28 protein-coding genes are annotated in these 25,581 nt (G+C 63.3%); 7 read left to right on the top strand and 21 right to left on the bottom strand.

From position 1 onward, the window contains the following. Positions 1–12: 12 nt before the first annotated feature. A complete protein-coding gene (locus EJC47_RS10050) occupies positions 13–183 on the bottom strand; it encodes a CsbD family protein (protein WP_029622322.1) in 171 nt (56 codons plus the stop codon). A 160-nt stretch (positions 184–343) separates the two neighbouring features. On the opposite strand from EJC47_RS10050, the gene EJC47_RS10045 reads away from it, so the two are divergent. Next, complete coding sequence (locus EJC47_RS10045) at positions 344–841, top strand: class I SAM-dependent methyltransferase (RefSeq protein WP_126847308.1); 498 nt, start codon at positions 344–346, stop codon at positions 839–841. Here the strand turns inward: EJC47_RS10045 and EJC47_RS10040 are convergent. Beyond that, positions 838–1,593: an alpha/beta hydrolase gene (locus tag EJC47_RS10040; RefSeq protein WP_260591536.1), complete on the bottom strand. Its 756-nt coding sequence runs from the start codon at positions 1,591–1,593 to the stop codon at positions 838–840. The two genes, EJC47_RS10045 and EJC47_RS10040, sit on opposite strands and share 4 nt — an antisense overlap. Before the next feature lie 45 nt (positions 1,594–1,638). Beyond that, a complete protein-coding gene (thiS, locus tag EJC47_RS10035) occupies positions 1,639–2,643 on the bottom strand; it encodes a sulfur carrier protein ThiS (RefSeq protein ID WP_126847306.1) in 1,005 nt (334 codons plus the stop codon). A gap of 173 nt (positions 2,644–2,816) precedes the next feature. Here thiS and aroQ point away from each other — a divergent pair, with 173 nt between their 5' ends. The 6 genes from aroQ (at position 2,817) to bfr (ending at position 8,408) form a co-directional block, all read left to right on the top strand. Then, positions 2,817–3,263, top strand: coding sequence for a type II 3-dehydroquinate dehydratase (gene aroQ, locus EJC47_RS10030; protein ID WP_126847304.1), 447 nt, complete (start codon positions 2,817–2,819; stop codon positions 3,261–3,263). A gap of 36 nt (positions 3,264–3,299) precedes the next feature. Continuing rightward, positions 3,300–3,779, top strand: a complete 480-nt coding sequence (gene accB / locus EJC47_RS10025) for an acetyl-CoA carboxylase biotin carboxyl carrier protein (protein WP_126847302.1) — start codon at positions 3,300–3,302, stop codon at positions 3,777–3,779. A 129-nt stretch (positions 3,780–3,908) separates the two neighbouring features. Then, on the top strand, positions 3,909–5,261 hold the full coding sequence (gene accC, locus EJC47_RS10020) for an acetyl-CoA carboxylase biotin carboxylase subunit (protein WP_126847300.1): 1,353 nt from the start codon (positions 3,909–3,911) through the stop codon (positions 5,259–5,261). A gap of 135 nt (positions 5,262–5,396) precedes the next feature. Continuing rightward, positions 5,397–7,637, top strand: a complete 2,241-nt coding sequence (gene purL, locus EJC47_RS10015) for a phosphoribosylformylglycinamidine synthase subunit PurL (protein WP_126847298.1) — start codon at positions 5,397–5,399, stop codon at positions 7,635–7,637. Positions 7,638–7,719: 82 nt separating this feature from the next. After that, positions 7,720–7,890, top strand: coding sequence for a (2Fe-2S)-binding protein (locus EJC47_RS10010; RefSeq protein WP_081988574.1), 171 nt, complete (start codon positions 7,720–7,722; stop codon positions 7,888–7,890). Between the two features lie 32 nt (positions 7,891–7,922). Next, entirely contained in the window at positions 7,923–8,408 is a 486-nt protein-coding gene (gene bfr, locus EJC47_RS10005) for a bacterioferritin (RefSeq protein ID WP_010402625.1), read from the top strand. A gap of 39 nt (positions 8,409–8,447) precedes the next feature. Here the strand turns inward: bfr and EJC47_RS10000 are convergent, their stop codons facing one another. From EJC47_RS10000 to EJC47_RS09920, 18 genes are all read right to left on the bottom strand, one after another. Next, positions 8,448–8,726: a DUF1467 family protein gene (locus EJC47_RS10000; protein ID WP_010402623.1), complete on the bottom strand. Its 279-nt coding sequence runs from the start codon at positions 8,724–8,726 to the stop codon at positions 8,448–8,450. Positions 8,727–8,731: 5 nt separating this feature from the next. After that, the gene (locus EJC47_RS09995; RefSeq protein ID WP_185867637.1) at positions 8,732–10,309 is read right to left on the bottom strand and encodes a ribonuclease J; all 1,578 of its coding nucleotides are present in this window, start codon (positions 10,307–10,309) and stop codon (positions 8,732–8,734) included. 201 nt (positions 10,310–10,510) lie between these two features. Continuing rightward, positions 10,511–11,293 (bottom strand): type III pantothenate kinase, encoded by a 783-nt coding sequence (locus tag EJC47_RS09990; protein WP_126847294.1) that lies wholly within the window; start codon positions 11,291–11,293, stop codon positions 10,511–10,513. A gap of 14 nt (positions 11,294–11,307) precedes the next feature. Next, positions 11,308–12,018 carry a biotin--[acetyl-CoA-carboxylase] ligase gene (locus tag EJC47_RS09985; protein WP_126847460.1) on the bottom strand — a complete coding sequence of 237 codons (711 nt, stop codon included), beginning with the start codon at positions 12,016–12,018 and terminating at the stop codon, positions 11,308–11,310. 8 nt (positions 12,019–12,026) lie between these two features. Further along, on the bottom strand, positions 12,027–13,466 hold the full coding sequence (gene nuoN, locus EJC47_RS09980; RefSeq protein ID WP_126847292.1) for an NADH-quinone oxidoreductase subunit NuoN: 1,440 nt from the start codon (positions 13,464–13,466) through the stop codon (positions 12,027–12,029). After that, positions 13,463–14,992, bottom strand: a complete 1,530-nt coding sequence (locus EJC47_RS09975) for an NADH-quinone oxidoreductase subunit M (protein WP_126847290.1) — start codon at positions 14,990–14,992, stop codon at positions 13,463–13,465. Before EJC47_RS09975 ends, nuoN begins: the two co-directional genes overlap by 4 nt. Then, on the bottom strand, positions 14,989–17,076 hold the full coding sequence (gene nuoL / locus EJC47_RS09970) for an NADH-quinone oxidoreductase subunit L (protein WP_126847288.1): 2,088 nt from the start codon (positions 17,074–17,076) through the stop codon (positions 14,989–14,991). The genes EJC47_RS09975 and nuoL overlap by 4 nt, the downstream gene beginning before the upstream one ends. Positions 17,077–17,083: 7 nt before the next feature. After that, complete coding sequence (gene nuoK / locus EJC47_RS09965; protein WP_010402606.1) at positions 17,084–17,389, bottom strand: NADH-quinone oxidoreductase subunit NuoK; 306 nt, start codon at positions 17,387–17,389, stop codon at positions 17,084–17,086. Next, positions 17,386–17,997, bottom strand: a complete 612-nt coding sequence (locus EJC47_RS09960) for an NADH-quinone oxidoreductase subunit J (RefSeq protein ID WP_033963256.1) — start codon at positions 17,995–17,997, stop codon at positions 17,386–17,388. The genes nuoK and EJC47_RS09960 overlap by 4 nt, the downstream gene beginning before the upstream one ends. Positions 17,998–18,030: 33 nt before the next feature. Further along, positions 18,031–18,516 (bottom strand): NADH-quinone oxidoreductase subunit NuoI, encoded by a 486-nt coding sequence (nuoI, locus tag EJC47_RS09955; RefSeq protein WP_126847286.1) that lies wholly within the window; start codon positions 18,514–18,516, stop codon positions 18,031–18,033. Continuing rightward, the gene (gene nuoH / locus EJC47_RS09950; RefSeq protein WP_126847283.1) at positions 18,513–19,568 is read right to left on the bottom strand and encodes an NADH-quinone oxidoreductase subunit NuoH; all 1,056 of its coding nucleotides are present in this window, start codon (positions 19,566–19,568) and stop codon (positions 18,513–18,515) included. Before nuoH ends, nuoI begins: the two co-directional genes overlap by 4 nt. Further along, entirely contained in the window at positions 19,565–21,565 is a 2,001-nt protein-coding gene (gene nuoG / locus EJC47_RS09945) for an NADH-quinone oxidoreductase subunit NuoG (protein ID WP_126847281.1), read from the bottom strand. The genes nuoH and nuoG overlap by 4 nt, the downstream gene beginning before the upstream one ends. Before the next feature lies 1 nt (position 21,566). Beyond that, the gene (locus EJC47_RS09940; RefSeq protein WP_126847279.1) at positions 21,567–21,797 is read right to left on the bottom strand and encodes a hypothetical protein; all 231 of its coding nucleotides are present in this window, start codon (positions 21,795–21,797) and stop codon (positions 21,567–21,569) included. Then, positions 21,794–23,098 carry an NADH-quinone oxidoreductase subunit NuoF gene (gene nuoF, locus EJC47_RS09935; protein ID WP_126847277.1) on the bottom strand — a complete coding sequence of 435 codons (1,305 nt, stop codon included), beginning with the start codon at positions 23,096–23,098 and terminating at the stop codon, positions 21,794–21,796. The genes EJC47_RS09940 and nuoF overlap by 4 nt, the downstream gene beginning before the upstream one ends. 1 nt (position 23,099) lies before the next feature. After that, the gene (locus tag EJC47_RS21020; RefSeq protein ID WP_185867630.1) at positions 23,100–23,270 is read right to left on the bottom strand and encodes a hypothetical protein; all 171 of its coding nucleotides are present in this window, start codon (positions 23,268–23,270) and stop codon (positions 23,100–23,102) included. Beyond that, a complete protein-coding gene (locus EJC47_RS09930; RefSeq protein WP_010402596.1) occupies positions 23,267–23,935 on the bottom strand; it encodes a complex I 24 kDa subunit family protein in 669 nt (222 codons plus the stop codon). Before EJC47_RS09930 ends, EJC47_RS21020 begins: the two co-directional genes overlap by 4 nt. Further along, on the bottom strand, positions 23,935–24,273 hold the full coding sequence (locus tag EJC47_RS09925; RefSeq protein WP_126847275.1) for a nuclear transport factor 2 family protein: 339 nt from the start codon (positions 24,271–24,273) through the stop codon (positions 23,935–23,937). The genes EJC47_RS09930 and EJC47_RS09925 overlap by 1 nt, the downstream gene beginning before the upstream one ends. Continuing rightward, on the bottom strand, positions 24,270–25,505 hold the full coding sequence (locus tag EJC47_RS09920) for an NADH-quinone oxidoreductase subunit D (protein WP_126847273.1): 1,236 nt from the start codon (positions 25,503–25,505) through the stop codon (positions 24,270–24,272). Before EJC47_RS09920 ends, EJC47_RS09925 begins: the two co-directional genes overlap by 4 nt. Positions 25,506–25,581: the final 76 nt, after the last annotated feature.

Genomic DNA, 25,581 nt, shown 5'->3' with positions numbered 1-25,581 from the left:
CGTCAGGCTGGCTCAGATATCGTCGCCGAGCGCGCCCTTGATCTTGCCTGCGGTCTGCTGGGCCTTGCCCTTCAGCTCCTGCGCAGCACCTTCGGCCTGCGTGTCAGGATTGTCGCTGTGTTGCTTGGCCTTGCCAATGGCTTCGTTGACGTTGCCTTTGATCTTGTCGATGAGTTCGCCCATGAGAGCTTCCTTTCCGTCTTGCGCCAAGAAGGGGCGATGTCGGTTGGACGACATCAGCGGCTTCTGATTGTAAAACAGCTTAAAATCGAACAGGTTCCCAAACACCTTGGCTAAACCCATCCGCCCTGGCGCGTTCGAGGCGCGCGACTGGATCGAACGCATGATCGAGCCGCTGCCGCGCGGTGGCAGGATCCTCGATCTTGGTTGTGGCGCCGGCGAGCCGATCGGGCGCTTTCTGATCGCGCGCGGCCACGCGGTCGTTGGGGTCGATCACGCGCAATCGATGATCAGCTTGGCGCAAACGCGGTTCCCGCGCGAGCGCTGGGTCAAGGCCGATATGCGCACCGTCACGCTCGACGGGCAGTTTGACGGCGTGATCGCCTGGAATTCGCTGACCTGGTTTACCCACGCCGACCAGGCGCTGATGGCGCGCCGCGCCGCCGACTGGCTGAAACGCGGCGGGCGGCTCTTGTTCAACGCGCCGCCCGACCGCGACCCGACGCGCGACGACTATCGCAGTGGAACCCCCTACCGCGCCGACTTGGAGGCGGCGAATTACAGCGCGGCGATCCAAGCGGGCGGCCTGGTCGAAATGGCGTATGTCGCCGAAGACGCCAGTTGCGGCGGCGCGGGCGTTTGGCTAGCGCGTAAGCCTTAAGGGGCCACTTTCCGCAGAAAAGCGAGCACAGGCAACCAATTGTCTTCCGCGCCCTTTGGGTCTTTGGCGCGGATCAACGTCGAAGAGCCGTGCACGCCCTGCTTGGGGATATAGCGCGTCACCAGGCGGGATGGCATCGCATCGGCAATGCTCTTGGCGGCGGCGGTTTCCTCATCATTGGCGGCGGCGGTAATATAGGCAGGGACCGATAGCTGCGCCGCCCCGCGCTTTATAAGCTGCTTATTGTCGAAATATTCGCCCGGCGAAAACGACAAAATCGCGGTTATTTTTTGGCGATTGCTCGCCCCCACCACAAAGACGAGCGCAGCCGAATAGCTGCTCCCCCACAGGATCACCGGGGCGTGCTGCTGCGCCGCCCAGTCAATCGCGGCTTGCAGATCGGGAACCGCCTCCAGATAGGTTGCGGGATGCGGATATTGTGCGCTGGTCTCGTTCGGGCCGAACAGCGTCCCACCGGCGCGCTGATCGATCGCCAGCGCGCTATAGCCTGCGGCCACCAGCCGCGGCGCGATCGTGCGATATTCGTCCTTGCTTGATCCCGCTTGGTGAAACAGCAGGATCGTCGCTTTGGGATGCTCGGCACGGTACAGCCGCCCAAAGACGCGCTTTCCATCCGCCGCCGTCAGCGTCACCGCCTGTGCTGGAACCTCGAACGCCGAAGCGGTGGTGTCGGCTTGCGGCGCGCTGCACGCCGTCAGGAGCATGGCGATGGGAAGAAGGCGGTGCATCATGCGCGCAAGGCTAGGCCGATCGTCGCCGGAATAACAGCGCGCGGGTCAAATGAGCCCCGCTAAAGGACTGGAGGGATCGGCATAGCGCCGCTTGCCCATCCGCCCCGCGAGATACGCCATGCGCCCGGCCTCGACGCCCGCCTTCATCGCCGCCGCCATCAGCACCGGGTCCTTGGCCTCGGCAATCGCGGTGTTCATCAACACGCCGTCGCAACCCAGTTCCATCGCCGCCGCCGCATCGGACGCAGTGCCGACCCCGGCATCGACCAGCACGGGCACGCTCGCCCCTTCCACGATCAGCCGGATCGTCACCTGGTTCTGGATGCCCAGACCCGATCCGATCGGCGCGCCCAGCGGCATGATCGCCACCGCGCCCGCATTTTCCAGCCGCTTCGCCGCAATCGGATCATCGACGCAGTACACCATCGGCAGGAAACCTTCCTTGGCCAGCACCTCGGTCGCGCGCAGCGTCTCCACCATGTCGGGGTACAGCGTCTTGGCCTCGCCCAGCACTTCCAGCTTCACCAGATCCCAGCCGCCCGCCTCGCGCGCCAGGCGCAGCGTGCGAATCGCCGATTCGGCATCGAAACACCCCGCGGTGTTCGGCAGATAGGTCACTTTATTGGGGTCGATGAAATCGGTCAGCATCGGCGCATTGCGATCCGACAAATTGACGCGTCGTACCGCTACCGTAACGATCTCGGCGCCCGAGGCTTCCAGCGCCGCGGCATTCTGCGCGAAATCCTTATATTTGCCCGTTCCCACGATCAGGCGCGAACGGAACGTCCGGCCCGCCACGGTCCAGGTGTCGGCCTTCGCTGCGGGGGCATGGTCACCGCCGCCGACGAAATGGACGATCTCCAGCGTATCGCCATCTTCCACCTGCACCTGCGCCAGCGTCGAGCGCGGCACCACTTCCAGATTGCGCTCCACCGCCACCTTTTCCGGCAGCAAGCCAAGGTCGGCGGCAAGATCGGCCAGGCTCAACCCAGCGCGCACACGGCGATGCTCGCCATTGATCTGGATCGTCAGGGTTCCATCGGTGTGCATGTACGTCTCAATCCCGTTGAACGCTCCCCTTGCCGTTCGTGTCGAGCGAAGTCGAGACACCTGCGCCAATGTCGTGACGGGTGTCTCGACTTCGCTCGACACGAACGGGTGGAGGAATGGTGTGCGCTGATATAGGGCGGGGAAACCGCGCTGCCATCAGAAAGCGAGCCCAGATGCCCAAAATCAGCCCCGAAACCATCTTCGTCCTCAACGGCCCGAACCTGAACCTGCTCGGCACGCGCGAGCCCGAAATCTACGGGCATGAAACGCTCGACGACATTGCCGGCCAGTTGGAAGACCGCGCCCGCGAGCTCGGCTTGGACATCGACCTGCGCCAGTCAAACCATGAAGGGCATTTGATCGACTGGCTGCACGAAGCCCAGGCGCTGCCCGCCAAGGCCGTGCTGCTCAACGCCGGGGCCTTCACCCACACCTCGATCGCGCTGTACGATGCGATCAAGGCGATCCGCACGCCGGTGATCGAAGTCCACTTGTCCAACCCGCATGCGCGTGAGGCTTTTCGTCATATCAGCCGTATCTCGCCTGTGGCAAAGGGCACGATCTGCGGTTTTGGGGCACTTTCCTATCTGCTGGCGCTTGAAGCGGCGGCGCGACTCTGACAGGACGCGCCGCAATAAGGGAGATAATGGGGTCGTATGGCCGAAGAAACACACACCGATGCAATGCGGATCGATGTCGATCTGGTGCGTCAGCTCGCCCAGCTGCTGGATGACACGCAGCTGACCGAAATCGAAGTCGAGGATGGCGGTCGCAAGATCCGCATCGCGCGCAAGGCTGCCGCCGTTGCCGCCGCGGTGCAATATGCCCCCGCGCCCGCAGCAAGCGCACCCACTGCGGCCATCACGGCACCCGCCGAGATCGTCGCCGCACCGCAGGCCGCGTTCAACGCGGTCAAATCGCCGATGGTTGGCACCGCCTATCTGTCGCCCAACCCGGAAGCGAAGCCGTTCGTCAGCGTTGGCGACACGGTTGCAGCGGGCGATACCTTGCTCATCGTCGAGGCGATGAAGGTTATGAACCCGATTCTCGCCCCCAGCGCCGGCACGGTGAAGGCCGTGCTCGTCGAAAGCGGCCAGCCGGTCGAATTCGACCAGCCGCTCGTCGTGGTGGAATGACCAGAGAACCGTTCGGGCTGAGCCTGTCGAAGCCCTGCCCTCCTTTTGCGCCCGTTCGCCAGAGCAGGGTAGCCCTTCGACAGGCTCAGGGCGAACGGCGTCCTGGGTTTGCGGATTGGACAGTTACGAATGCCTGAAATCAAGAAACTGCTGATCGCGAATCGCGGTGAGATCGCGCTGCGCATCCACCGTGCGTGCCATGAAATGGGCATCCAGACGGTCGCGGTGCATTCGACCGCAGACAGCGATGCGATGCATGTGCGCCTGGCCGATCAGGCAATCTGCATCGGGCCGCCTTCGGCGGTCGAGAGCTATCTCAACATCCCCAACATCATTTCCGCCGCCGAAATCTCGGGCGCGGACGCGATCCATCCGGGTTACGGTTTCCTCAGCGAAAACGCCAAGTTCGCTGAGATCGTCGAGGCGCACGACATCATCTTCGTCGGCCCCAAGCCCGAACATATCCGTACCATGGGCGACAAGATCGAAGCCAAGCGCACCGCAGGCGCGCTCGGCCTGCCGCTGGTGCCGGGCTCGGCCGGCCCGATCAGCGATTTGGCCGAGGCCAAGGAAATCGCGGCGGCAGCGGGCTATCCCGTCATCATCAAGGCCGCCTCGGGCGGCGGCGGGCGCGGCATGAAGGTCTGCACCTCCGAGGATCAGCTCGAAACGCTGATGCAGCAGGCCGGCAGCGAGGCGAAGGCCGCGTTCGGCGATGCGACCGTCTATCTCGAAAAATATCTCGGCAACCCGCGCCACATCGAATTCCAGGTGTTCGGCGACGGCAATGGCAACGCCATCCATCTGGGTGAGCGCGACTGCTCGCTCCAGCGCCGCCACCAGAAGGTGCTCGAAGAAGCCCCATCGCCCGTGCTGGGCGAAGAAGACCGCGCGCGCATGGGCGGCATTTGCGCCAAGGCGATGGCCGATATGGGCTATCGCGGTGCTGGCACGATCGAGTTCCTGTGGGAAAATGGCGAGTTCTATTTCATCGAAATGAACACGCGCCTACAGGTCGAACATCCCGTGACCGAGGCGATCACCGGGCTCGATCTGGTGCGCGAGCAGATCCGCATTGCCGAAGGCCATGGCCTGACGCTGCGCCAGGAAGACGTGCAATTCCGTGGCCATGCCATCGAATGCCGCATCAATGCCGAGGATCCGCGCACCTTCGCGCCGTCGCCCGGCCTGGTGAAGGCGTATCACGCGCCCGGCGGCATGAACGTCCGCGTCGATAGCGGGCTGTATGCCGGTTACCGCGTGCCGCCTTATTACGATTCGATGATCGCCAAACTGATCGTCTACGGCACCACCCGCGCCGGCGCGATCCGCCGCCTGCGCCGCGCGCTCGAGGAGTTCGTGATCGAAGGCCCGACGACGACCATCCCGCTACACCAGGCCTTGATCGAGGATCCCGACTTCCAGGACGGAAACTATACGATCAAGTGGCTCGAAGAATGGCTGGCGCGTAACGAGAGCTAAAAACGGGCCTGCACGAGCGCGGGGGCGGCGAATCGAGGCCGCCCCCGCCACTGCGCAACCGGTGCAGCGGCGCAAAAATGTCGGTTTGATGCTGGATGGGGTGACGCCGCCGCCCACGCTCGCTAAAGCCGCGCCATGACCGACATCACCCCAGAGATCGTCGCCCAGCACGGGCTGTCCCCTGAAGAATATGAGCGTGTCCTGCACGCGATGGGCCGCGAGCCCAATCTGACCGAGCTTGGCATTTTCTCGGTCATGTGGTCCGAGCATTGCTCGTATAAATCCAGCCGCATCCATTTGAAAAAGCTGCCGACCACCGGCCCGCAAGTGATTTGCGGCCCCGGCGAGAATGCCGGCGTGGTCGACATTGGCGATGGCCAGGCGGCGATCTTCAAGATGGAGAGCCACAACCACCCGTCCTATATCGAGCCTTATCAGGGCGCAGCGACCGGCGTTGGTGGCATTTTGCGCGACGTCTTTACGATGGGCGCGCGGCCCGTCGCCAACCTCAACGCGCTGCGCTTCGGTCGGCCCGATCATCCCAAGATGCGCCACCTCATTTCGGGCGTTGTGCATGGCATTGGCGGCTACGGCAATTGCGTTGGCGTGCCGACGGTTGGCGGCGAAGTGAACTTTCACTCCTCCTATGACGGCAACATCCTCGTCAACGCGATGACGGTCGGCGTCGCGGAGACCGACAAGATCTTCTATTCGGCGGCGTCGGGCATCGGAAATTCGATCGTCTATGTCGGCTCCAAGACCGGTCGCGACGGCATCCACGGTGCAACGATGGCGTCGGCCGATTTCTCCGAGGAGACCGGCGACAAGCGTCCGACCGTGCAGGTCGGTGATCCCTTTACCGAGAAGCTGTTGATCGAAGCCTGTCTTGAACTGATGGCCTCGGACGCGATCGTCGCGATCCAGGACATGGGTGCCGCCGGTCTCACTTCTTCCTCGGTCGAAATGGCGTCCAAGGGCGGCGTCGGCATCGAACTCAACATGAATGCGGTGCCGCAGCGCGAAACCGGCATGACGCCCTATGAGATGATGCTGAGCGAGAGCCAGGAGCGGATGCTCATGGTGCTGAAGCCCGGCCGTGAGGATTTCGCCGAAGCCATCTTCCGCAAATGGGAGCTGGATTTCGCGGTCATCGGCCACGTCACCGATACCGGCCACATGGTGCTGACCTTCAATGGCGAGACGGTTGCCGACATCCCGCTCGCCCCGCTCGCCGACGAGGCACCGCTCTACGATCGCCCCGCGGCTTCGAAGGAAGAGTATCAGGCCTGGGCCAAGGTCAGGCCGCTGGGCGAGATCCCCGACTCGACCGACGTCGCTGCGGATCTGCTGACGCTGATGGGCTCGCCCGACATCGCGTCGCGCCGGTGGATTTACGAGCAATATGATACGCAAGTTGGCGCGGACACGGTCCAGCGCCCGGGCGGCGACGCCGCCGTCGTGCGCGTCCACGGCACGCAAAAGGGGCTGGCGATGAGCACCGATTGCACGCCGCGCTATTGCTATGCCGATCCTTATGAAGGCGGCAAGCAGGCGATCGCCGAATGCTATCGCAATCTGTCGGCGGTCGGCGCGACGCCGCTTGCCGTCACCAATTGCCTCAACTTCGCCAACCCGCAGCGCCCCGAAATCATGGCGCAGTTCGTCGGTTGTCTCGATGGCATGGGCGACGCCTGCCGTGCGCTCGACTTTCCGATCGTGTCGGGCAACGTCTCGCTGTACAATGAGAGCAAGGCGACCGGCGGCGGCTCGGCGATCCTGCCGACCCCCGCGATCGGCGCGATCGGGCTGCTGGCCGACTGGTCGAAATCCGCGACCATCGCATTCAAGGGCACCGGCGACGTCATCGTGCTGATCGGCGAACGCTCGGGCCATCTCGGGCAGTCGCTATGGCTGCGCGAAGTCCATGGTCGCGAGGAAGGTGCGCCACCCACGGTCGACCTCGAAGCCGAGCGCCGCAACAGCGAGTTCGTCCGTGCGCATATCGCCACGGGCGCGCTCACCGCAGTGCACGACGTGTCCGACGGCGGCATTGCCGTGACGGTCGCCGAGATGGCACTGGCGGGCAATATCGGTGCGATGCTGCACGCTCCGCTGCCATGCGGGGTCGCTTGTGCGCTGTTCGGCGAGGACCAGGGCCTGTATGTCGCCACCGTCGCCGACCATCTGCTGCTCGACACGCTGACCGCAGCGGATGCGGCGGGCGTCGAGATCGAACGAATCGGGCGCACCATCGCCAATCGCCTGATCTTCGAACTGCCCGACGATGACTATGTCGTCACGCTCGCCGATCTGCGCGCAGCGCACGAGGGCTTCTTCCCGAAATTGATGGGCGACGTCGCTCCGGTCGAGAGCTGAAACTTCTTGTGAGAATGGATCGCAACAGCGATTGCGATCCATTCTCATTAGCGATACAACATGGGTTCCGAAGGGAGAATCCATGGTCGTCTGCATCTGCAATGCCATCCGTGAACGCGATGTCCGCGCTGCCGCACGCAGCGGGTCACGGACTGCGTGCCAAGCGTATCGGGCGATGGGCTGTCAGGCGAAATGTGGCCAATGCGTGCCCGTTGCCCGCGCCATTATCGACGAAGAGCGCGCCGTCGCCTAAGATCGTCCGCGAACCGCAAAAAGGACGTATAAATGCAGGGCGATATCAAGGTCATCGAGTATCTTAACGAGGCACTCAAAAACGAACTGACCGCGATCAACCAATATTGGCTGCATTATCGGCTGTTCGATCATTGGGGCGTACGCAAGCTCGCGGCATTCGAGCGCCATGAATCGATCGACGAGATGAAGCATGCCGACTGGCTGTCGGAGCGCATCCTTTTCCTCGATGGCCTGCCCAATTTCCAGATGCTCGGTCGCCTGCGCATCGGCGAGACCGTTGAGGAAGTCCTCAAGGCCGATCTCGCGCTCGAGATGGACGCGCTTCCGCTTCTGCGCGACGCGATCGAGCATTGCGAGAAGGTCCGTGACTATGTCAGCCGCGACCTGTTCCGCCGCATCCTCGACAGCGAGGAAGAGCATGTCGACACGCTCGAACGCCAGTTTGAGATGATCGCGCGCATGGGCATCGAAAATTACGTCCAGCTGCAGAGCAAGCCTGCCGACGACGAGGGGTAAACCCTCGTCCGCATTACCCCCTCCCGCTCGGGAGGGGGCTTACTCCACCCCGTTCCACGCGCCGAACACGTCGATCATTTGCGGCGTCAACCAGCCGAAATGGTAGTTCAGCATATAGAGCGACCACAGGATCGTCGCGACGATGGTTACGCGGATCGCGACCTTGCGCGGATGGAACTCGTGCGGGGCGCTCTCGGCCTGGCCGGGGACGCGTTCGACCCCGGCCTCGTCGCTGGTCTTGACCCCGAAGGGCAAGACGAAGAACACCGAGAACGCCCAGAACAGGAAATAAATCGCCAGCGCCGAGGTCCACCGCATGTCGGTTAGGCCTCGATCAGCAGCACGTCGACATTGGGCTTCTTGCCGGTCCAGCGCGTCGCGACCTTGCGCGCGGCCAGCCGGATGTTCTCGCGCAGTTTCTCGCGGTCGCGCCCGTTCTGCTTGGCGGCGGCGATGACGGCATCGACCGTCTCCTCCAGGAACGGATCGCGGTCTTCCTCGACCGGAATGCCCTGGATGCGCACTTGCGGCGTGCCGATCAGCCCGCGCGAGCCGATCGCCACCGCGACCGAGATCTGCCCGTTGATCGCCAGTTTGCGGCGTTCGTTGATCGTCTGGCCGTCACCCGGCAAGATCACATCGCCGTCCAGCACCAAGCGCCCGACCGGTGCATTGCCGATCTTAGTCGGCGCGCCGGGGGCGAGCCGCACGATGTCGCCATTGGTCTGCACCAACGCGCGCGGCACGCCCTCGGACAAGCCGAAGCGCGCCTGCTCCATCAGGTGCCGCATTTCGCCGTGTACCGGCATCAGCAATTCCGGCTTCATCCAGCGGTACATTTGCAGCAGCTCGGGCCGGCCCGGGTGGCCCGACACGTGCACGTGCGCCTGTCGATCGGTGATCATGATCACGCCCTTGGCCGCGAGCTGATTCTGGATACGCCCGATCGCGACTTCATTGCCGGGGATCTGCTTGGACGAAAATACGACCGTATCGCCGCTATCGAGCGAAATCGGATGCTGCCCATTGGCAACGCGCGCCAAGGCGGCGCGGTCTTCGCCCTGCCCGCCCGTCGCCACCACCAGCACCTTGTCACGCGGCAACCGCATCGCCGCCTCGGCATCGATCGTGTCGGGGAAATCCTTGAGATACCCCGTAGCGCGCGCAACCTTCAGGATGCGATCGAGCGAGCGCCCCTGTACGCTGAGCTGGCGTCCCGTCTCCCGTGCGACCACGCCAAGCGTGTGCAACCGCGCCGCATTCGACGCGAACGAAGTGACCATCACCCGGCCCTTGGCCTGGCTGATCACGCCCATCAGGCCTGACAGCACGTCGCTCTCAGACCCCGAAGCCTCGGCGTTGAACACATTGGTCGAATCGCAAACCAGCGCGAGGATGCCTTCGTTACCGATCGCCTCGAGCGCCTCCGGCGAGGTGGGATGGCCGATCACCGGAGCCGCATCGAGCTTCCAGTCGCCGGTGTGGAACACCCGGCCATATGGGGTATCGATCAGCAGCGCGCTCGCCTCGGGAATCGAGTGAGACAACGGCACGAAGGTCACGCCAAACGGTCCAAGGTCGACCTTGGTATCGGGCTTGATGACCTTCAGCTTGACCCGGTTGGCATTACCTTCTTCCTCGAGCTTGCCGCGGATCAGCCCGGCGGTGAACGCCGTTGCATAAAGCGGCACGCCCAGATCTTCGGCCAGATACGGCAACGCGCCGATATGGTCTTCATGGCCGTGCGTCAGCACGATGCCGACCAGATCGTCGAGACGCTCCTCGATGAATTGCAGGTCGGGCAGGATCACGTCGATGCCGGGATATTGCGGATCGGCAAAGGTGATGCCGCAATCGACCATCAACCACTTGCCGTTGCAGCCATAGAGATTGACGTTCATGCCGATTTCGCCCGACCCGCCCAGGGCCAGGAACAGGAGTTCTTTCTTGGGTGTTGTCACGGAGGTGTCTGTTCTTTCAAAGATGGTCGCGCGAACGCGAACCGGGGGATGTGCGCGGTCAGGCGCGGAATTTCGTAGAGATCGGGGAAGCGGGGCACCGCACAACCACAGGGTTCTGGCGGAGGCGCACGCACGCTGACTCTAGGACGCTATATGGGCGCGATCCCACAAAATCGCCAGCCCCTGAATTGTAAGGTCGGGTTCGACCATGTCGAACATAGTGGTATGCTGCTCGAACAGGATCGCGAGGCCTCCCGTCGCGATGACGCGCACGGGACGCCCAACCTCCGCCTTCATCCGCGCAACCAGCCCCTCGATCATGGCGACATAGCCCCAGAAGATGCCGATCTGCATCTGGCTGACGGTGTCCCGACCGATCACGCTTGTCGACGCAGGCGCTTCGATCGCGATGCGCGGAAGCTTGGCTGCAGCGGTAACCAGCGCATCGAGCGACAGGTTGATGCCCGGCGCGATGATGCCGCCTTTATAGGCACCGCTATAGTCGACTAGGTCGAGCGTCGTCGCGGTGCCGAAATCGATCACGATCAAATCGCCGCTGTGCAACGCGTGCGCCGCGATCATGGTGACGGCGCGGTCGGCCCCGACGCTGCGCGGCTCGTCGACATCGAGCGCCATGCCCCATTCGACCGGCGGCTCGCCGGCAATCAGTGGCTCGCCGCCGAAATATTTGCGCGCCAGCGTTTGCAAATTGTGCAGCGCGCGCGGGACTACGGTAGCGATGATGACACCGGTCACCTCGCTCCGATCATAACCTTCCAGCGTCAGCAACTGGCTCAGCCACACCGCATATTCGTCGGCGGTGCGGCGCGGGTCGGTCGCGATACGCCAGCGCGCCTTGATCGTGCGGCCCTGGACCAGCGCGAAGACGACATTGGTGTTACCGGCATCGATCGCGAGCAACATGGGCGTAGAGCCTCTCACAGCAGAAAAACGTCGCCAGCGTGAATGACACGGGCCGCGCCATCCGCCAAGCGCAGGATAAGGGCACCGTCCTCGCCCAGCCCGTCGAACAAGCCGTCCACCGCCGTGCCATCGGCGAGACGCGCGGTCAGCGCGGTACCTGGGCGGTGCGCCCGTTCGATCCAGCGCGCCCGGACGGGCGCAAGCCCCTGCCCTCGCCACAGGCCGAGCCAGCGAGCATACGACTCGGCCAGGGTTTGGGCGAAGTCGGCCGGGTCAACGCCCGCGCCCCGCGCCGCGAGGCTGGTGGCGGCGCGATCGGTATCATCCGGGTAATGGGCAAGATTGACGCCGATCCCCACCACTACCGCGTCATCGGCCCGTTCGAGCAAAATGCCCGAGAGCTTCGCACCCGCAATCAGCAAATCATTGGGCCATTTGATCAGCAGCGCCTCATCCGCCCCCGAAAGGCCAAGATAGGCCCGCACGACCTCGTCCAACGCGACCGCCGCCACCAGCGCCAGCGTTGCGGGCGGCGGATCGCTCGCGCGCACCCGCACCAGCGTCGAACCGTAGAAATTGCCAACCGGCGACACCCACGCCCGCCCTTGCCGCCCGCGCCCGCCAAGCTGTCGCTCGGCACGCAACCACAGCCCCTCGCCTACCCCGGAACGGGCAAGCTGCAGCATGTCGGCGTTGGTCGACCCCGTCTCGGCGACGGTGCGGATCGTAACCGTCAGAACAGCGCCTTGGCGGCGGTGGTGGTCCACACGCCGAGCGTACCCAAGGTCAGCCACCCGACCGGCGAGACAAACAACGCCGCTAGCGTAACCAGCAGGCTCTCCACCGGCGTGGCGCGGCCGCTATAGGCCTCGCCCGGTGCGTCAAAGTACATCACCTTGACCACGCGCAGGTAATAATAGGCACCGATCACCGACGCGACAAAACCTGCGACCGCCAGCGGATACAAACCACCGTGCACTGCGGCGTTGAACACCGCCAGCTTCGCGTTGAAGCCCAGCAGTGGCGGAATCCCCGCCAGCGAGAACATGAAGGTCGCCATCGCCAAGGCCAGCGCCGGACGCGAGCGCGACAGGCCGGCGAGGCTCGCGATCGTCTCGACAGGTTGCCCCTCGCTATCCTTCATCTGCAGCACCACGATGAAGCTGCCCAGCGTCATCACGACATAGACCGTAAGGTAGAACAGCACTGCCGCCACGCCGTCCTGCGTACCGGCGGCAAGACCGATCAGCACGAAGCCGACATTGTTGATCGACGAATAGGCGAGCAGGCGCTTGACGTTGGTCTGCCCGATCGCCGCAACCGCACCGAAGATGATCGAGGCAAGCGCCGCGAAGATCACGATTTGCCGCCATTGGTCGGTCGCAGGGCCCATTGCCTCGACCGCAACGCGCACCGCCAGCCCGATCGCCGCCACCTTGGGGGCCGAGGCGAAGAACGCCGTCACTGGCGTCGGCGCGCCTTCGTACACATCGGGGGTCCACATGTGGAACGGCACCGCGCTCATCTTGAACGCCAGCCCGGCAAACACGAACACGAGCCCGAAGGTCAATCCAAGCGACTGGCCGGCGCCATAAGCGGTGGCAATCGACGAGAACAACGTGGTCCCGCTGAAGCCATAGACCAGGCTGATGCCGTAGAGCAGGATGCCGCTCGCCAGCGCGCCCAGCACGAAATACTTCAAACCCGCTTCGGCCGAGCGCACATCGCGCCGCATGAAGCTTGCCAGCACATAGGCCGCAAGGCTCTGCAGTTCGAGGCCGACATACAGCGTCAACAGATCCCCCGCCGACACCATCATGCCCATGCCCGCAGCCGACAGCAGGATCAGCACCGGATATTCAGGACGCAGATCGTCGCCGCGACCAATCGCGAAGAAGCGCGGGGCCAGGATAATTGCTACGGCCGACGCGCCATAGATCAGCACTTTGGCAAAGGCGGCAAAGGCATCGGCACGGTACAGCCCACCAAAAGCCGAACCGCCCGACGAGGCCGGACCCATCAGCGCAATGCCTGCGCCGATCAGCACCGCAACCGATGCCCAGGACACCAACCGGGTGGAGGCTTGTCCACCCCAGGCCGACACCAGCATCAACGCGATCGCGCCAACCGCCAGCACCAGTTCCGGCAAGGTCATCAATAGCGAAGCGTTCATGGCCGTGCCTCCGCATGTTCGGCGGGTGTCGCCAGCGCCTTGCCAGCGGTCGGCAGCGAATCGCCAGCCGGCGCTGCCCGCGCGATCCGCGCCTGCAAGGTCGCCACATCGCCGCGCATGGGCGCAAGGAAGCTCTCAGGGTAAACCCCCATCCACAACACAACGGCGGCAATCGGGGCCAGCAACGCAATCTCCCGCAGGCTCAAATCCGGCATGGCGCGGACATCGTCATGGACGATCTCCCCAAACACCACGCGGCGATACAGATACAGCATATAGGCAGCCCCCAGGATGATCCCGGTGGTGCACAGCAAGGTCGCCAGCGTCGACACGCGATAGGTCCCGGCCAGCGACAGGAACTCGCCGACGAACCCGCTAGTGCCCGGCAAGCCGACCGATGCCATGGTAAACAGCATGAACAGCAAGGCGTAGCGCGGCATGTTGATCGCAAGGCCACCATAACGGTTGATTTCGCGGGTGTGCAGCCGATCGTAAATTACGCCGACGCACAGAAACAGCGCCGCCGATACCAGGCCGTGGCTGAGCATGACGACCATCGCGCCTTCGATGCCCTGCCGGTTGAAGGCGAACAAACCGATCGTCACGATCGCCATATGCGCGACCGAGGAATAGGCGATCAGCTTCTTCATGTCGGACTGCACCAGCGCGACCAGCGAGGTGTAGATCACCGCAATCGCCGACAGCGACAGGATCAGCCAGCCGAACTGCGCCGAGGCTTCCGGGAACATCGGCAGCGAGAAGCGCAGGAAGCCGTATCCGCCCAGCTTCAGCAAGACGCCGGCCAGGATCACAGAACCTGCCGTCGGTGCCTGCACGTGCGCATCGGGCAACCAGGTGTGGAATGGCCACATCGGCATCTTCACCGCGAACGAGGCGAAGAAAGCAAGCCACAGCCACGGCTGCACGCGCACCGGGAAATCGGTGCCCAGCAGCGTCGGAATGTCGCTGGTGCCGGAATAGCTGACCATCCACAGCATCGCGACGAGCATCAGCAGCGAGCCCAGCAGCGTGTAGAGGAAGAATTTGTACGAAGCGTAGATGCGGTTCGCGCCGCCCCAGATGCCGATGATCAGGTACATCGGGATCAGACCAGCCTCGAAGAAGATGTAGAACAGGAACATGTCCTGCGCCGTGAACGTGCCGATCATCAGCATTTCGGTGATGAGGAACGCCGCCATATATTCCTGCACGCGCTCGGTGACCGCTACCCAGCTCGCGCCGATGCAGATCGGCATCAAGAACACGCTGAGCATCACCAGCATCAGCGCGAAGCCGTCGATACCGAGCTTCCAGCTGAACACGCCCAGGCTGCCGGCATTCTCGACGAACTGCCACTGCGGCCCGCCAATGTCGAAATGGGCCCACAGCCAGATCCCGAGCACGAGATCGACCAGCGTCGCGATCAACGCGATCCAGCGCGCGCCCTGCGCACTGGCAAAGAGACAGGCAATGGCTGCGATCGCCGGGATGGCGAGCATGATCGATAGCATGGGAAGGCCGCTCACTTGCTCGTCGCCCAAATGTTGATCGCCCAGGTCACGGCCCCGGTTAACCCCAGCAGCATGACGAACGCATAAGTGTATACATATCCCGATTGGACCCTGCCCGCGACGCGCGCACTCCGCTCGACCACCCACGCGGCACCATCCGGCCCCAGGCGGTTGATCGTCTTCTCGTCACCACGGTGCCAGAAGAAGCGGCCGAGCGCGAAGGCAGGCCTCACGAACAGCAGGTTGTAGAGTTCGTCGAAATACCATTTGTTCAACAGGAACAGGTAAATCGGACGGTAGGTCGCGGCCAGCCTGGCCGGTGCTTCCGGCGAGCGGATGTAGAAGATGTATGCGCCCAGCAGGCCGAGCAGCATCGCCACCGAGGCCGACAGCTTCACACCAAGCGGCACCTCGTGCATCGCATGCATCAGATGCTCGTTGAACGCGATCGCGCCATGCCAATAAGCCTCGCCTGCGCTCGGCTCGATGAAATAGCCGTGGAACACGAAGCCTGCCAACACCGCACCGATCGACAGCAGGATCAGCGGGATTAGCATCGGGACCGGGCTCTCATGCGGATGATAGCCGCCCGTCCCTTCGCTATGCGCCGCATGGCCATGGCCGTGATCAGCATGGGCGTGCGCATGGTCGTCGTGGCCATGATCGTTATGGCGGTGGCCATGCGCATCGTGCAACGCGTGCTGGATATGCTCGGACTGCTCCCAGCGCGGCTTGCCCCAGAAGGTGAGGAACATCAGGCGCCACGAATAGAAGCTGGTCAGCAACGCAACGATGATGCCGACGATCGACGCGCCATGCTGGCCTGCGGCCCAGGCGCCTTCGATGATCGCGTCCTTCGAGTGGAAGCCCGCAAAGCCAAAGGCGATCGGGTTCCCGAACACCGCCGGAATGCCAACGCCGGTAATCGCCAGCGTCCCCATCATCATCCCCCAGAAGGTCCACGGGATGTGTTTCCGCAGGCCGCCATAATAGCGCATGTCCTGCTCGTGATGCATTGCATGGATCACCGACCCCGCACCCAGGAACAGCAGCGCCTTGAAGAAAGCGTGCGTGAACAGGTGGAACATCGCCGCGCCATAAGCGCCACACCCGGCCGCGAAGAACATGTAGCCGAGCTGCGAACAGGTCGAATAAGCGATCACGCGCTTGATGTCGGTCTGCACCAGCCCGACTGTCGCCGCGAACAGGCAGGTCGCCGCACCGATCGTCATCACCACATGCAGCGCGAACGGCGACGTTTCGAACATCGGCGACAGGCGGCACACCATGAACACACCGGCGGTGACCATCGTCGCCGCGTGGATCAGCGCCGACACCGGGGTCGGCCCTTCCATCGCGTCGGGCAACCAGGTGTGCAGGCCGAGCTGCGCCGACTTGCCCATCGCGCCGACAAACAACAGCAGGCACAGCAGCGTCATCGTGTCGATGCGATAGCCGACGAACCCGATCGTCGACCCCGCCATCCCCGGCGCGAGCCGCAGGATTTCGGGGATCGAAATGGTGTGGAACACCAGATAGGTGCCGAAGATGCCGAGCATGAAACCAAGGTCGCCGACACGGTTGACGACGAACGCCTTGATCGCGGCGGCATTGGCGCTGGGCTTGCGGAACCAGAAGCCGATCAGCAGGTAGGATGCGAGACCCACGCCTTCCCAGCCGAAGAACATCTGGACCAGATTATCGGCGGTCACCAGCATCAGCATGGCGAAGGTGAACAGCGACAGATAGGCGAAGAAGCGCGGCTGGTCCGGGTCTTCATCCATATAGCCCCAGCTATACAGATGGACGAGCGCCGAGACGCTGGTGATCACCACCAGCATCACGGCCGTCAGCGCATCAACGCGGAGCGCCCAGTCGATGCGCATGTCGCCCGAGTGGATCCAGTCGAGCACCGGCGTCACCGTGGCTTCGCCACCGCTCAGATATGGGATGAAGACTGTCCAGCTCAGGAACGCCGAGATAAACAGCGCGCCCGTCGTCACGATCTTCGGCAGGACCGCCCCGAACGTCTTGTTCGAGAAGCCCGCGACGATCGCCGCCAGCAGCGGCAGGAAAACGATGAAAAGGATAGACGTCACGTCGCGATCACCCCTTCATCCGGTTGACATCGTCAACCGAGATCGTCCCGCGGCTGCGGAAATAGATAACGAGAATGGCCAAGCCGATCGCGGCCTCGCCAGCCGCCACCGTCAGCACGAACATCGCGAAAACCTGGCCCACCAGGTCATGCAGATAGCCCGAAAAGGCCACGAAATTGAGGTTCACCGCCAGCAGGATCAACTCGATCGCCATCAGCATGACGATCAGGTTCTTGCGATTGGCGATGATGCCGAACACGCCGAGCGCGAACAGGATCGCCCCGACGACGAGATAATGGCCGAGCCCAATCACAGGTCTATCCCTCCGCCGACAGTCGGCTGCGTGTTGCGCGTCGCATCCTGCGGACGCCGCGCATTCTGGCGTGCGATGTTCTGCTTGCGCGAACCCGTGCGGTCGCGGTGTGTCAGCACGATTGCGCCGATCATGGCGACCAGCAGTACCAGCCCTGCCCCTTCAAACACGAACAGATAGCGCGTGTAGAGCAGCATCCCGAGCGCTTCGATATTGGGCACCGTTTCCGGCGTCGGCGCGGCGCGGCGGGCGAGCTCGATCTTGCCCGCGCTCCAGGCCCCGAAAGCGACCATGATCTCCGCCGCCAGCCCGATCGCGAGCACCGCGCCGAGTGCCGCGTAGCGCACGAACCCCGCGCGCAGCTCCGCAAAATCGATGTTGAGCATCATCACCACGAATAGGAACAGCACGGCGACTGCGCCCACGTAGACGATGACGAGCAGCATCGCGATAAACTCCGCCCCCACCAGCACCATCAGGCCGGCGGCGTTGAAGAAAGCGAGGATCAGCCACAGCACGGCATGGACCGGGTTGCGGGCGGTAATCGTCAACGCGGCCGACACGATAACGATCGTCGCGAAGAGATAAAAGGCGAGTGCCTGTATCACGGAATCAGTGGGCCCCTTACAGTCGGCTGGCGATTAACGGTACGGCGCATCGGCGGCAAGGTTCGCCGCGATGGCGCTTTCCCAGCGATCCCCGTTGGCGAGCAATTTCGCCTTATCGTAAATCAGTTCCTCGCGCGTTTCGGTCGCATATTCAAAGTTCGGTCCCTCGACGACCGCATCGACCGGGCACGCTTCCTGGCACAGGCCGCAGAAGATGCACTTGGTCATGTCGATGTCGTAGCGCGTCGTGCGGCGGCTGCCGTCGTCACGCGGTTCGGCCTCGATCGTGATCGCCTGTGCCGGGCACACCGCCTCGCACAGCTTGCACGCGATGCAGCGTTCCTCGCCATTCGGATAGCGCCGCAGCACATGCTCGCCGCGGAAGCGGGGGCTGAGCGGGTTCTTCTCGAACGGATAGTTGATCGTCGCCTTGGCCTTGAAGAAATACCGCAAGGTCAGCGCGTGCGCCTTGAGGAACTCCCAAAGCGTGTAGGATTTGATGATCTGAGCAAGGCTCATGACGGAACTCCAACGCGGGTCAGCATGAGGAAGCCGGACACCAGGAACACCCAGAACAGCGACAGCGGCAGGAAGATCTTCCACCCCAGCCGCATCAGCTGGTCATAGCGGTAACGCGGGACGGTCGCCTTCACCCAGCTGAACACGAAGAAGAACAGCAGGATCTTGATAAACAGCCAGAGGATCCCCGGCACCGCATACAGGATCGGAAGATCCAGCGGCGGCAGATAGCCACCCCAGAACAACGTGGCATTCAGCGCACACATCAGGATGACGTTGGCATATTCGCCAAGCCAGTAGAGTGCGAACGCCATCGACGAATATTCGGTCTGATAACCCGCGACCAGCTCGCTCTCGGCCTCGGCCAGATCGAACGGTGCGCGCTGCGTCTCGGCCAGCGACGAGATGAAGAAAACCACCGCCATCGGGAACAGCAAGGGGTTGAGGAAGAAGCCGTTGACCGGCGTCCCCATCACGCTCTTCTGCGCCTCCACAATCGTGGTCAGGTTGAAGCTGCCCGCCCACATCACGATCGAAATCAGCACGAAGCCGATTGCGACTTCATACGACACCATCTGCGCCGCCGCGCGGATCGCCGAGAAGAACGGATATTTCGAGTTGGACGCCCAACCGGCGAGAATGATGCCGTAAACGCCAAGCGATGACGCCGCGAGCACATAGAGCAAGCCGACATTGATATCGGCCAGTGCGGCGCGCGCATCGAACGGCACCACCGCCCACACAATCAATGCGACCGTGAAGGTGATGATCGGCGCGATCAGGAACAGCGCCTTGTTGGCGGCGGCCGGAACGATGGTTTCCTGCAGGAACACCTTGAGGCCGTCGGCAAAGGACTGCAGCAGCCCGAGCGGGCCAACCACGTTCGGCCCCCGGCGCAGCGCCATCGACGCCCAGATCTTGCGATCGGCATAGATCAGCATCGCCACCGCCAGCATCACCGGCAGCGCGATCAGCAAGATGTCCATCAGCGTGGCAAGGAACCACGCCCAACCAAAGGGCAGGCCGAAACGGTAGGTGAAGAAACTGGTCATTCCGCCGCCTCCGCGAATTCCTGGCCGTGGACAAGTTCAGCCGAGCAGCGCTGCATCGTCGGCGACGCACGACAGATCGCGTTCGTCAGATAGAAATCCTTGATCAGATAACCGGCAATCTCGCCCGCAGCCGCCGCATCCAGCGCAGGCGGTGCCCAATCGAACGTCGCCAGCCCCAGCGTCCCCAGCGCAGGCGTATCGACCGCCATTGCTGCGCGCAGTTCCTCGATCGTGTCGAACGGCAGCGTCTTACCCAGCACGCCCGACAGGGCGCGCAGGATCGTCCAATCCTCGCGCGCATCGCCCGGCGGGAACACCGCGCGCTCGCCGCGCTGCACCCGGCCTTCGAGATTGACATAGGTGCCGGACTTTTCGGCATAGCTCGCCGCTGGCAGAACCACGTCCGCTGCCGCAGCCCCCTTGTCGCCATGATGGCCGATATAGACTTTGAACGTGTCCGCAAACGCGCCGAAATCGACCTCGTCCGCACCCAGAAAGAAAGCCAGCTTCGGCTTGGCCGCAACCAGATCGGCAATGCCGCCCTTCTGCGCATAGCCCAGCATCAGGCCGCCCATGCGGCTCGCCGCCATGTGCAGCACGTTGAAGCCGTTCCAGCCATCCTTGACCAGACCCAGCGACGGCACCAGCGCGAGTGCCGCACCCAACACCTTGAGCCCAGCCCCGCCGACGATCACCATCGGACGCTCCGCCTTGGCGAACGCCTCGGTCACCGCTTCCGGCAGAGCTCCGAGCACGCCGAGGTCGGCACCCAGCCACTCGACCTTATAGGTCAGCTCGGTTTCCGGCCCGATCGCGAAGACCTTGGCGCCCTTCTTGATCGCCTTGCGGATGCGCGTGTTCACCAGCGGCGCTTCCCAGCGCACGTTGCTGCCCACGATCAGGATCACATCGGCCTTTTCGGTGCCCGCGATCGTCGTGTTGAAATTGACCGCGGCCAAGCTCGACGTGTCATAATCCATGCCGGTCTGGCGGCCTTCGAGCAGGGTGGAGCCCATGCTGCCGAGCAACGCCTTGGTGGCATACATCGTCTCGCAATCGACCAGATCGCCCGCGACCGCAGCCACGCTCGCGCCTGCGTCGACCTGCGAAATCGCCAGGAACGCCGCATCCCACGACGCTTCGGTCAGGCGACCGTCTTTACGGATATACGGCTTGTCGAGGCGACGGCGGACGAGGCCATCAACCGCGTGGCGCGTCTTGTCGCTCGCCCATTCCTCGTTCACGTCCTCGTTGATGCGCGGCAGCGCGCGCAGCACCTGCCGACCGCGTGAATCGAGCCGGATGTTGGTGCCGACCGCGTCCATCACGTCGATCGTCAGCGTCTTCTTCAGCTCCCACGGGCGCGCCTCGAATGCATAAGGCTTGGAGGTCAGCGCGCCGACCGGGCACAGATCGACGACATTGCCCGACAGCTCGCTCGTCACGGCACGCTCGAGATACGACACGATCTGCATGTTCTCGCCACGCCCGATCGCACCGATTTCCTCGACGCCGGCGACTTCCTCGGCAAAGCGGATGCAGCGCGTGCACTGGATGCAGCGCGTCATCACCGTCTTGACGATCGGCCCCATATATTTCTCGGTGACCGCGCGCTTATTCTCGTCATAGCGCGAGGTGCCACGGCCATAAGCGACCGACTGGTCCTGCAGATCGCATTCGCCACCCTGATCGCAGATCGGGCAATCGAGCGGATGGTTGATCAGGAGGAACTCCATCACCCCTTCGCGCGCATTCTTGACCATTGGCGAGTTGGTGAAGATTTCCTGCTTGTCCGCCGCCGGCAGCGCGCAGGATGCCTGCGGCTTGGGCGGTCCGGGCTTCACCTCGACCAGGCACATGCGGCAATTGCCCGCGATGCTCAGCCGCTCATGATAGCAGAAGCGCGGGATTTCCTTGCCGGCGAGTTCGCACGCCTGGAGCACGGTGGCCCCGGCGGGAACTTCAATCTCGACACCATCGACTTTGACTATGGGCATATCAGTGTTCCGTATCGGCTAGGCCGAGGCGTTGATCGATCCGATCGACACGCATCTTAAGGTCTGCGACATCCGACTGGATGCCGTAAATCGTACCGACCAGGCCCCGGATGTGGTCCTCAAGCGCCAGCAAGCGAATCCCTTGCGAAGTCTGCTCCCGCTTGACTGCGGCGACGTCAGCCTGAATGCTCTTCAGGATTTCGAGCATGATATCGGCGCGTTCGTCGGTCACTCCGCCGCCTCCAGCATCGGGCTCGACCCACCACCGCGCTTTTCGGTGATGCGCCGCTCCATCTCGGGGCGGAAGTGCTTGATCAGGCCCTGGATCGGCCACGCCGCCGCATCGCCGAGCGCACAGATCGTGTGGCCTTCGACCTGCTTGGTCACCTGATACAGCGTATCGATCTCGGAAATGTCGGCGTCGCCGGTGCGCATCCGCTCCATCACGCGCCACATCCAGCCGGTGCCCTCGCGGCACGGCGTGCACTGGCCGCAGCTCTCATGCTTGTAGAAGTACGACAAGCGGCTGATCGCGCGGACGATGTCGGTCGACTTGTCCATGACGATGACCGCGGCTGTGCCCAGACCCGAGCCGACCTTCTTCAGGCCGTCGAAATCCATCGGGCAATCCATGATCTCGGCGGCTGGCACCAGCGGCACCGAGGAACCGCCCGGGATCACCGCGAGCAGATTGTCCCACCCGCCGCGAATGCCGCCGCAATGCGTTTCGATCAGTTCGCGGAAGGTGATCGACATCGCTTCTTCGACCACGCACGGCGTGTTCACATGGCCGCTGATCTGGAACAGCTTGGTGCCGCGATTGTTCTCCGCACCGAAGCTGGCGAACCACTCGGGCGAACGCCGCAGGATCGTCGGCACCACCGCAATCGATTCGACGTTGTTCACCGTGGTCGGGCAGCCATAAAGGCCCGCCCCGGCCGGGAAAGGCGGCTTCAGCCGCGGCTGGCCCTTCTTGCCCTCCAGGCTTTCGAGCATCGCGGTTTCTTCACCGCAGATATACGCGCCCGCGCCGCGATGGACGAACACGTCGAAATCATAGCCCGATCCGCTCGCATTCTTGCCGATCAGCCCCTTGGCATACGCCTCGGCGACCGCCGCAAACAGCACTTCGGCTTCGCGGATATATTCACCGCGAATGTAGATATAGGCCGCCCGCGCGCGCATAGCATAGCCCGCGATCAGCGCGCCTTCGATCAGCTTGTGCGGATCATGCCGGATGATCTCGCGGTCCTTGCACGAACCCGGCTCGGATTCGTCGGCGTTGATCACCAGGAAGTTCGGGCGATCGGCCTTCGGCTCCTTGGGCATGAACGACCATTTGGTGCCGGTCGGGAAACCCGCGCCGCCACGGCCACGCAGGCCGGACGCCTTGACCGCGTCGATCAGGGCATCCTGCCCGCGCGCCATCAGGCCCTTGGTGTCGTCCCAATCGCCACGCATGATCGCGGCGTCGAGGGTCCACGGCTGGAAGCCGTAGACGTTGGTGAAAATGCGATCCTTGTCAGCGAGCACGTTACTTGCCCCCCCCGATCCGCTTGTTGCCGGTGAGCGCGAGATAGATCACCACGCCAAGACCGATCACGACCAACGGCCCGAGCAGCGACAGCGTCAGCCGCAACACCCAACCCGCGACCACGATGCCGCCGATGATCGCCAGGATCAGTACGATGGTGTTTTTGTTCATGCCCATTCCCCGCGATAATCGTGGTTCTCGGCAACCATGTCCTTGAGCGAGGTCGGCCCGCCTGCCGGGCAGCTATCGCGGCGCCCGGTCTGCGAACCCGGCGTCACCGGCTTACCCTCGGCCAGCGCCTCGAGCAGCGCGATCGTCTTGTCGTAATCCAGGTCTTCGAAATTATCGTCGTTGATCTGGACCATCGGCGCATTGGCGCACGCGCCCAGACACTCCACCTCGGTCAGCGTGAACAGGCCGTCCGGGGTGGTGTGCCCCTTGGACAAGCCCTTATTCTTGCACGCCGACAGTACATCGTCGCTGCCACCCAACAGGCACGGCGTCGTGCCGCACACCTGAACGTGATAGCGGCCGACCGGTGCCATGTTGAACATCGTGTAGAAGGTCGCGACCTCATAGACGCGCATGTACGGCACGCCGATCTGCCGCGCGACGAATTCGATCACCGGGACCGGCAACCAGCCTTGCGTCTGCGTCTCCGCCCCGACCTGGCGCTGGGCCAAGTCAAGGAACGGGATCGACGCCGATTGCTCGCGGCCCTTGGGATAGCGACCGAGGATCTCGTTCGCCTTTTTCTGGTTTTCCTCGGTCCACGCAAACGCGCCCCAGCGCGCGCGGGTTTCGGCTTCGTCAGGAATTTTGGGCGCGTCGGCCATTAGCGGATGAACTCCACGCGGGCGACCTTGTCGCCCTCAAACGAATAAATGGACATGACTTCAAACTGTTCGGCACCGGGGCCGCGCGACACGTTTTCGTGCAAGACGACCGTCTCACCGAGCACGTAGGAAGACAGCACCTCGGCCCGGTTCTCGGGATATTGCGCGAACATCGCCTTCAAGCCCGCGCGAACGCCCTCCTGCCCGTCGCGGATGACCGCCCCGCGATAGGTCGCCTCGCACGCATCGCCGGTCATCTCCGCGACATAGCCATCGGCATCCTGCGCATTGTAGCGCGCGATCATGCGATGCGCGGTGGCGAGACGGGCGCTGCTCACCGGTCGCACTCCCCGAACACGATATCCATCGCGCCCAGAATCGCGGTGGTGTCCGCCAGCATGTGGCCCTTCGCCATGAAGTCCATCGCCTGCAAATGCGAGAACGCCGTCGGGCGGATCTTGCAGCGATACGGCTTGTTGGTGCCGTCGGCGACCAGATACACGCCGAACTCGCCCTTGGGGCTTTCGGTTGCGACATACACGTCGCCCGCAGGCACGTGATAGCCTTCGGTGTAGAGCTTGAAGTGATGGATCAGCGCTTCCATCGAGCGCTTCATTTCCGCGCGCTTGGGCGGCACCACCTTGCGGTCGAGCGACGCGATCGGACCTTCGGGCATATCACGCAGGCACTGCTTCATGATCTTCGCGGACTGACGGACTTCCTCGACGCGCACCATGAACCGGTCATAGCAATCGCCGCGCGTGCCGACCGGCACCTCAAAGTCCATCTTGGCGTAAACGTCATAAGGCTGCGCCTTGCGCAAATCCCAGGCGATGCCCGAACCGCGGATCATCGGGCCCGAAAAGCCCCATTTGATCGCATCGTCACGGCTGACCGTCGCGATATCGACGTTGCGCTGCTTGAAGATGCGGTTGTCGGCAACGAGCGAGATCGCATCCTCGAACAAACGCGGCAAGCGCGTGTCGAGCCAGTCGGCGATGTCGGTCAGCAGCTTGAGCGGCGCATCCTGATGGACGCCGCCCGGCCGGAAATAGGCGCTGTGCATCCGCGCGCCCGAGACGCGTTCGAAGAAGTTCATGCAATCTTCGCGGATTTCGAACAGCCACAGGTTCGGCGTCATCGCGCCGACGTCCATGACATGCGAACCAAGGTTCAGCATGTGGTTGGAAATGCGCGTCAGCTCGGCGAACAGCACGCGGAGATATTGCGCGCGCAGTGGCACTTCGAGATCGAGCAATTTCTCGACCGCGAGCACATAGCTATGCTCCATGCACAGCGGCGAGCAATAATCGAGCCGGTCGAAATACGGCAGCGCCTGCGTGTAGGTCTTGTACTCGATCAGCTTCTCGGTGCCGCGGTGCAGCAAGCCGACATGCGGGTCGACTCGCTCGACGATTTCACCGTCCAGCTCCATCACCAAACGCAAAACACCGTGCGCGGCGGGATGCTGCGGGCCAAAGTTGATCGTGTAATTCTGAATCTCGACATCGCCGACTTCGGGATCTTCCCCGTCAAGGCGATGTTCGATCTGGTCGAGATATTCGGTCATGCGACCACCTCTGAGTGTACGGCCACCCCCGCCCCGTTCGTCTCGAGCGAAGTCGAGAAACAGGATCCGGGCGCGC

Source organism: Sphingomonas sp. TF3, assembly GCF_003985085.1.
Lineage (GTDB): Bacteria > Pseudomonadota > Alphaproteobacteria > Sphingomonadales > Sphingomonadaceae > Sphingomonas.
This window is presented reverse-complemented; position numbering and strand designations above follow the sequence as displayed.

Coding starts and splice junctions, on each gene's coding strand:
- EJC47_RS21020 (WP_185867630.1), bottom strand. CDS start 23,270: ATGAACAAAAACACCATCGTACTGATCCTGGCGATCATCGGCGGCATC.
- nuoI (WP_126847286.1), bottom strand. CDS start 18,516: ATGAGCCTTGCTCAGATCATCAAATCCTACACGCTTTGGGAGTTCCTC.
- EJC47_RS09995 (WP_185867637.1), bottom strand. CDS start 10,309: ATGAACGTCAATCTCTATGGCTGCAACGGCAAGTGGTTGATGGTCGAT.
- purL (WP_126847298.1), top strand. CDS start 5,397: ATGACCGACATCACCCCAGAGATCGTCGCCCAGCACGGGCTGTCCCCT.
- EJC47_RS09920 (WP_126847273.1), bottom strand. CDS start 25,505: ATGACCGAATATCTCGACCAGATCGAACATCGCCTTGACGGGGAAGAT.
- nuoG (WP_126847281.1), bottom strand. CDS start 21,565: ATGCCCATAGTCAAAGTCGATGGTGTCGAGATTGAAGTTCCCGCCGGG.
- accC (WP_126847300.1), top strand. CDS start 3,909: ATGCCTGAAATCAAGAAACTGCTGATCGCGAATCGCGGTGAGATCGCG.
- nuoN (WP_126847292.1), bottom strand. CDS start 13,466: ATGAACGCTTCGCTATTGATGACCTTGCCGGAACTGGTGCTGGCGGTT.
- EJC47_RS10040 (WP_260591536.1), bottom strand. CDS start 1,593: ATGATGCACCGCCTTCTTCCCATCGCCATGCTCCTGACGGCGTGCAGC.
- EJC47_RS09930 (WP_010402596.1), bottom strand. CDS start 23,935: ATGGCCGACGCGCCCAAAATTCCTGACGAAGCCGAAACCCGCGCGCGC.
- EJC47_RS09990 (WP_126847294.1), bottom strand. CDS start 11,293: ATGTTGCTCGCGATCGATGCCGGTAACACCAATGTCGTCTTCGCGCTG.
- EJC47_RS10045 (WP_126847308.1), top strand. CDS start 344: ATGATCGAGCCGCTGCCGCGCGGTGGCAGGATCCTCGATCTTGGTTGT.
- EJC47_RS10010 (WP_081988574.1), top strand. CDS start 7,720: ATGGTCGTCTGCATCTGCAATGCCATCCGTGAACGCGATGTCCGCGCT.
- EJC47_RS10050 (WP_029622322.1), bottom strand. CDS start 183: ATGGGCGAACTCATCGACAAGATCAAAGGCAACGTCAACGAAGCCATT.
- accB (WP_126847302.1), top strand. CDS start 3,300: ATGGCCGAAGAAACACACACCGATGCAATGCGGATCGATGTCGATCTG.
- bfr (WP_010402625.1), top strand. CDS start 7,923: ATGCAGGGCGATATCAAGGTCATCGAGTATCTTAACGAGGCACTCAAA.
- thiS (WP_126847306.1), bottom strand. CDS start 2,643: ATGCACACCGATGGAACCCTGACGATCCAGATCAATGGCGAGCATCGC.
- EJC47_RS10000 (WP_010402623.1), bottom strand. CDS start 8,726: ATGCGGTGGACCTCGGCGCTGGCGATTTATTTCCTGTTCTGGGCGTTC.
- aroQ (WP_126847304.1), top strand. CDS start 2,817: ATGCCCAAAATCAGCCCCGAAACCATCTTCGTCCTCAACGGCCCGAAC.
- nuoH (WP_126847283.1), bottom strand. CDS start 19,568: ATGACCAGTTTCTTCACCTACCGTTTCGGCCTGCCCTTTGGTTGGGCG.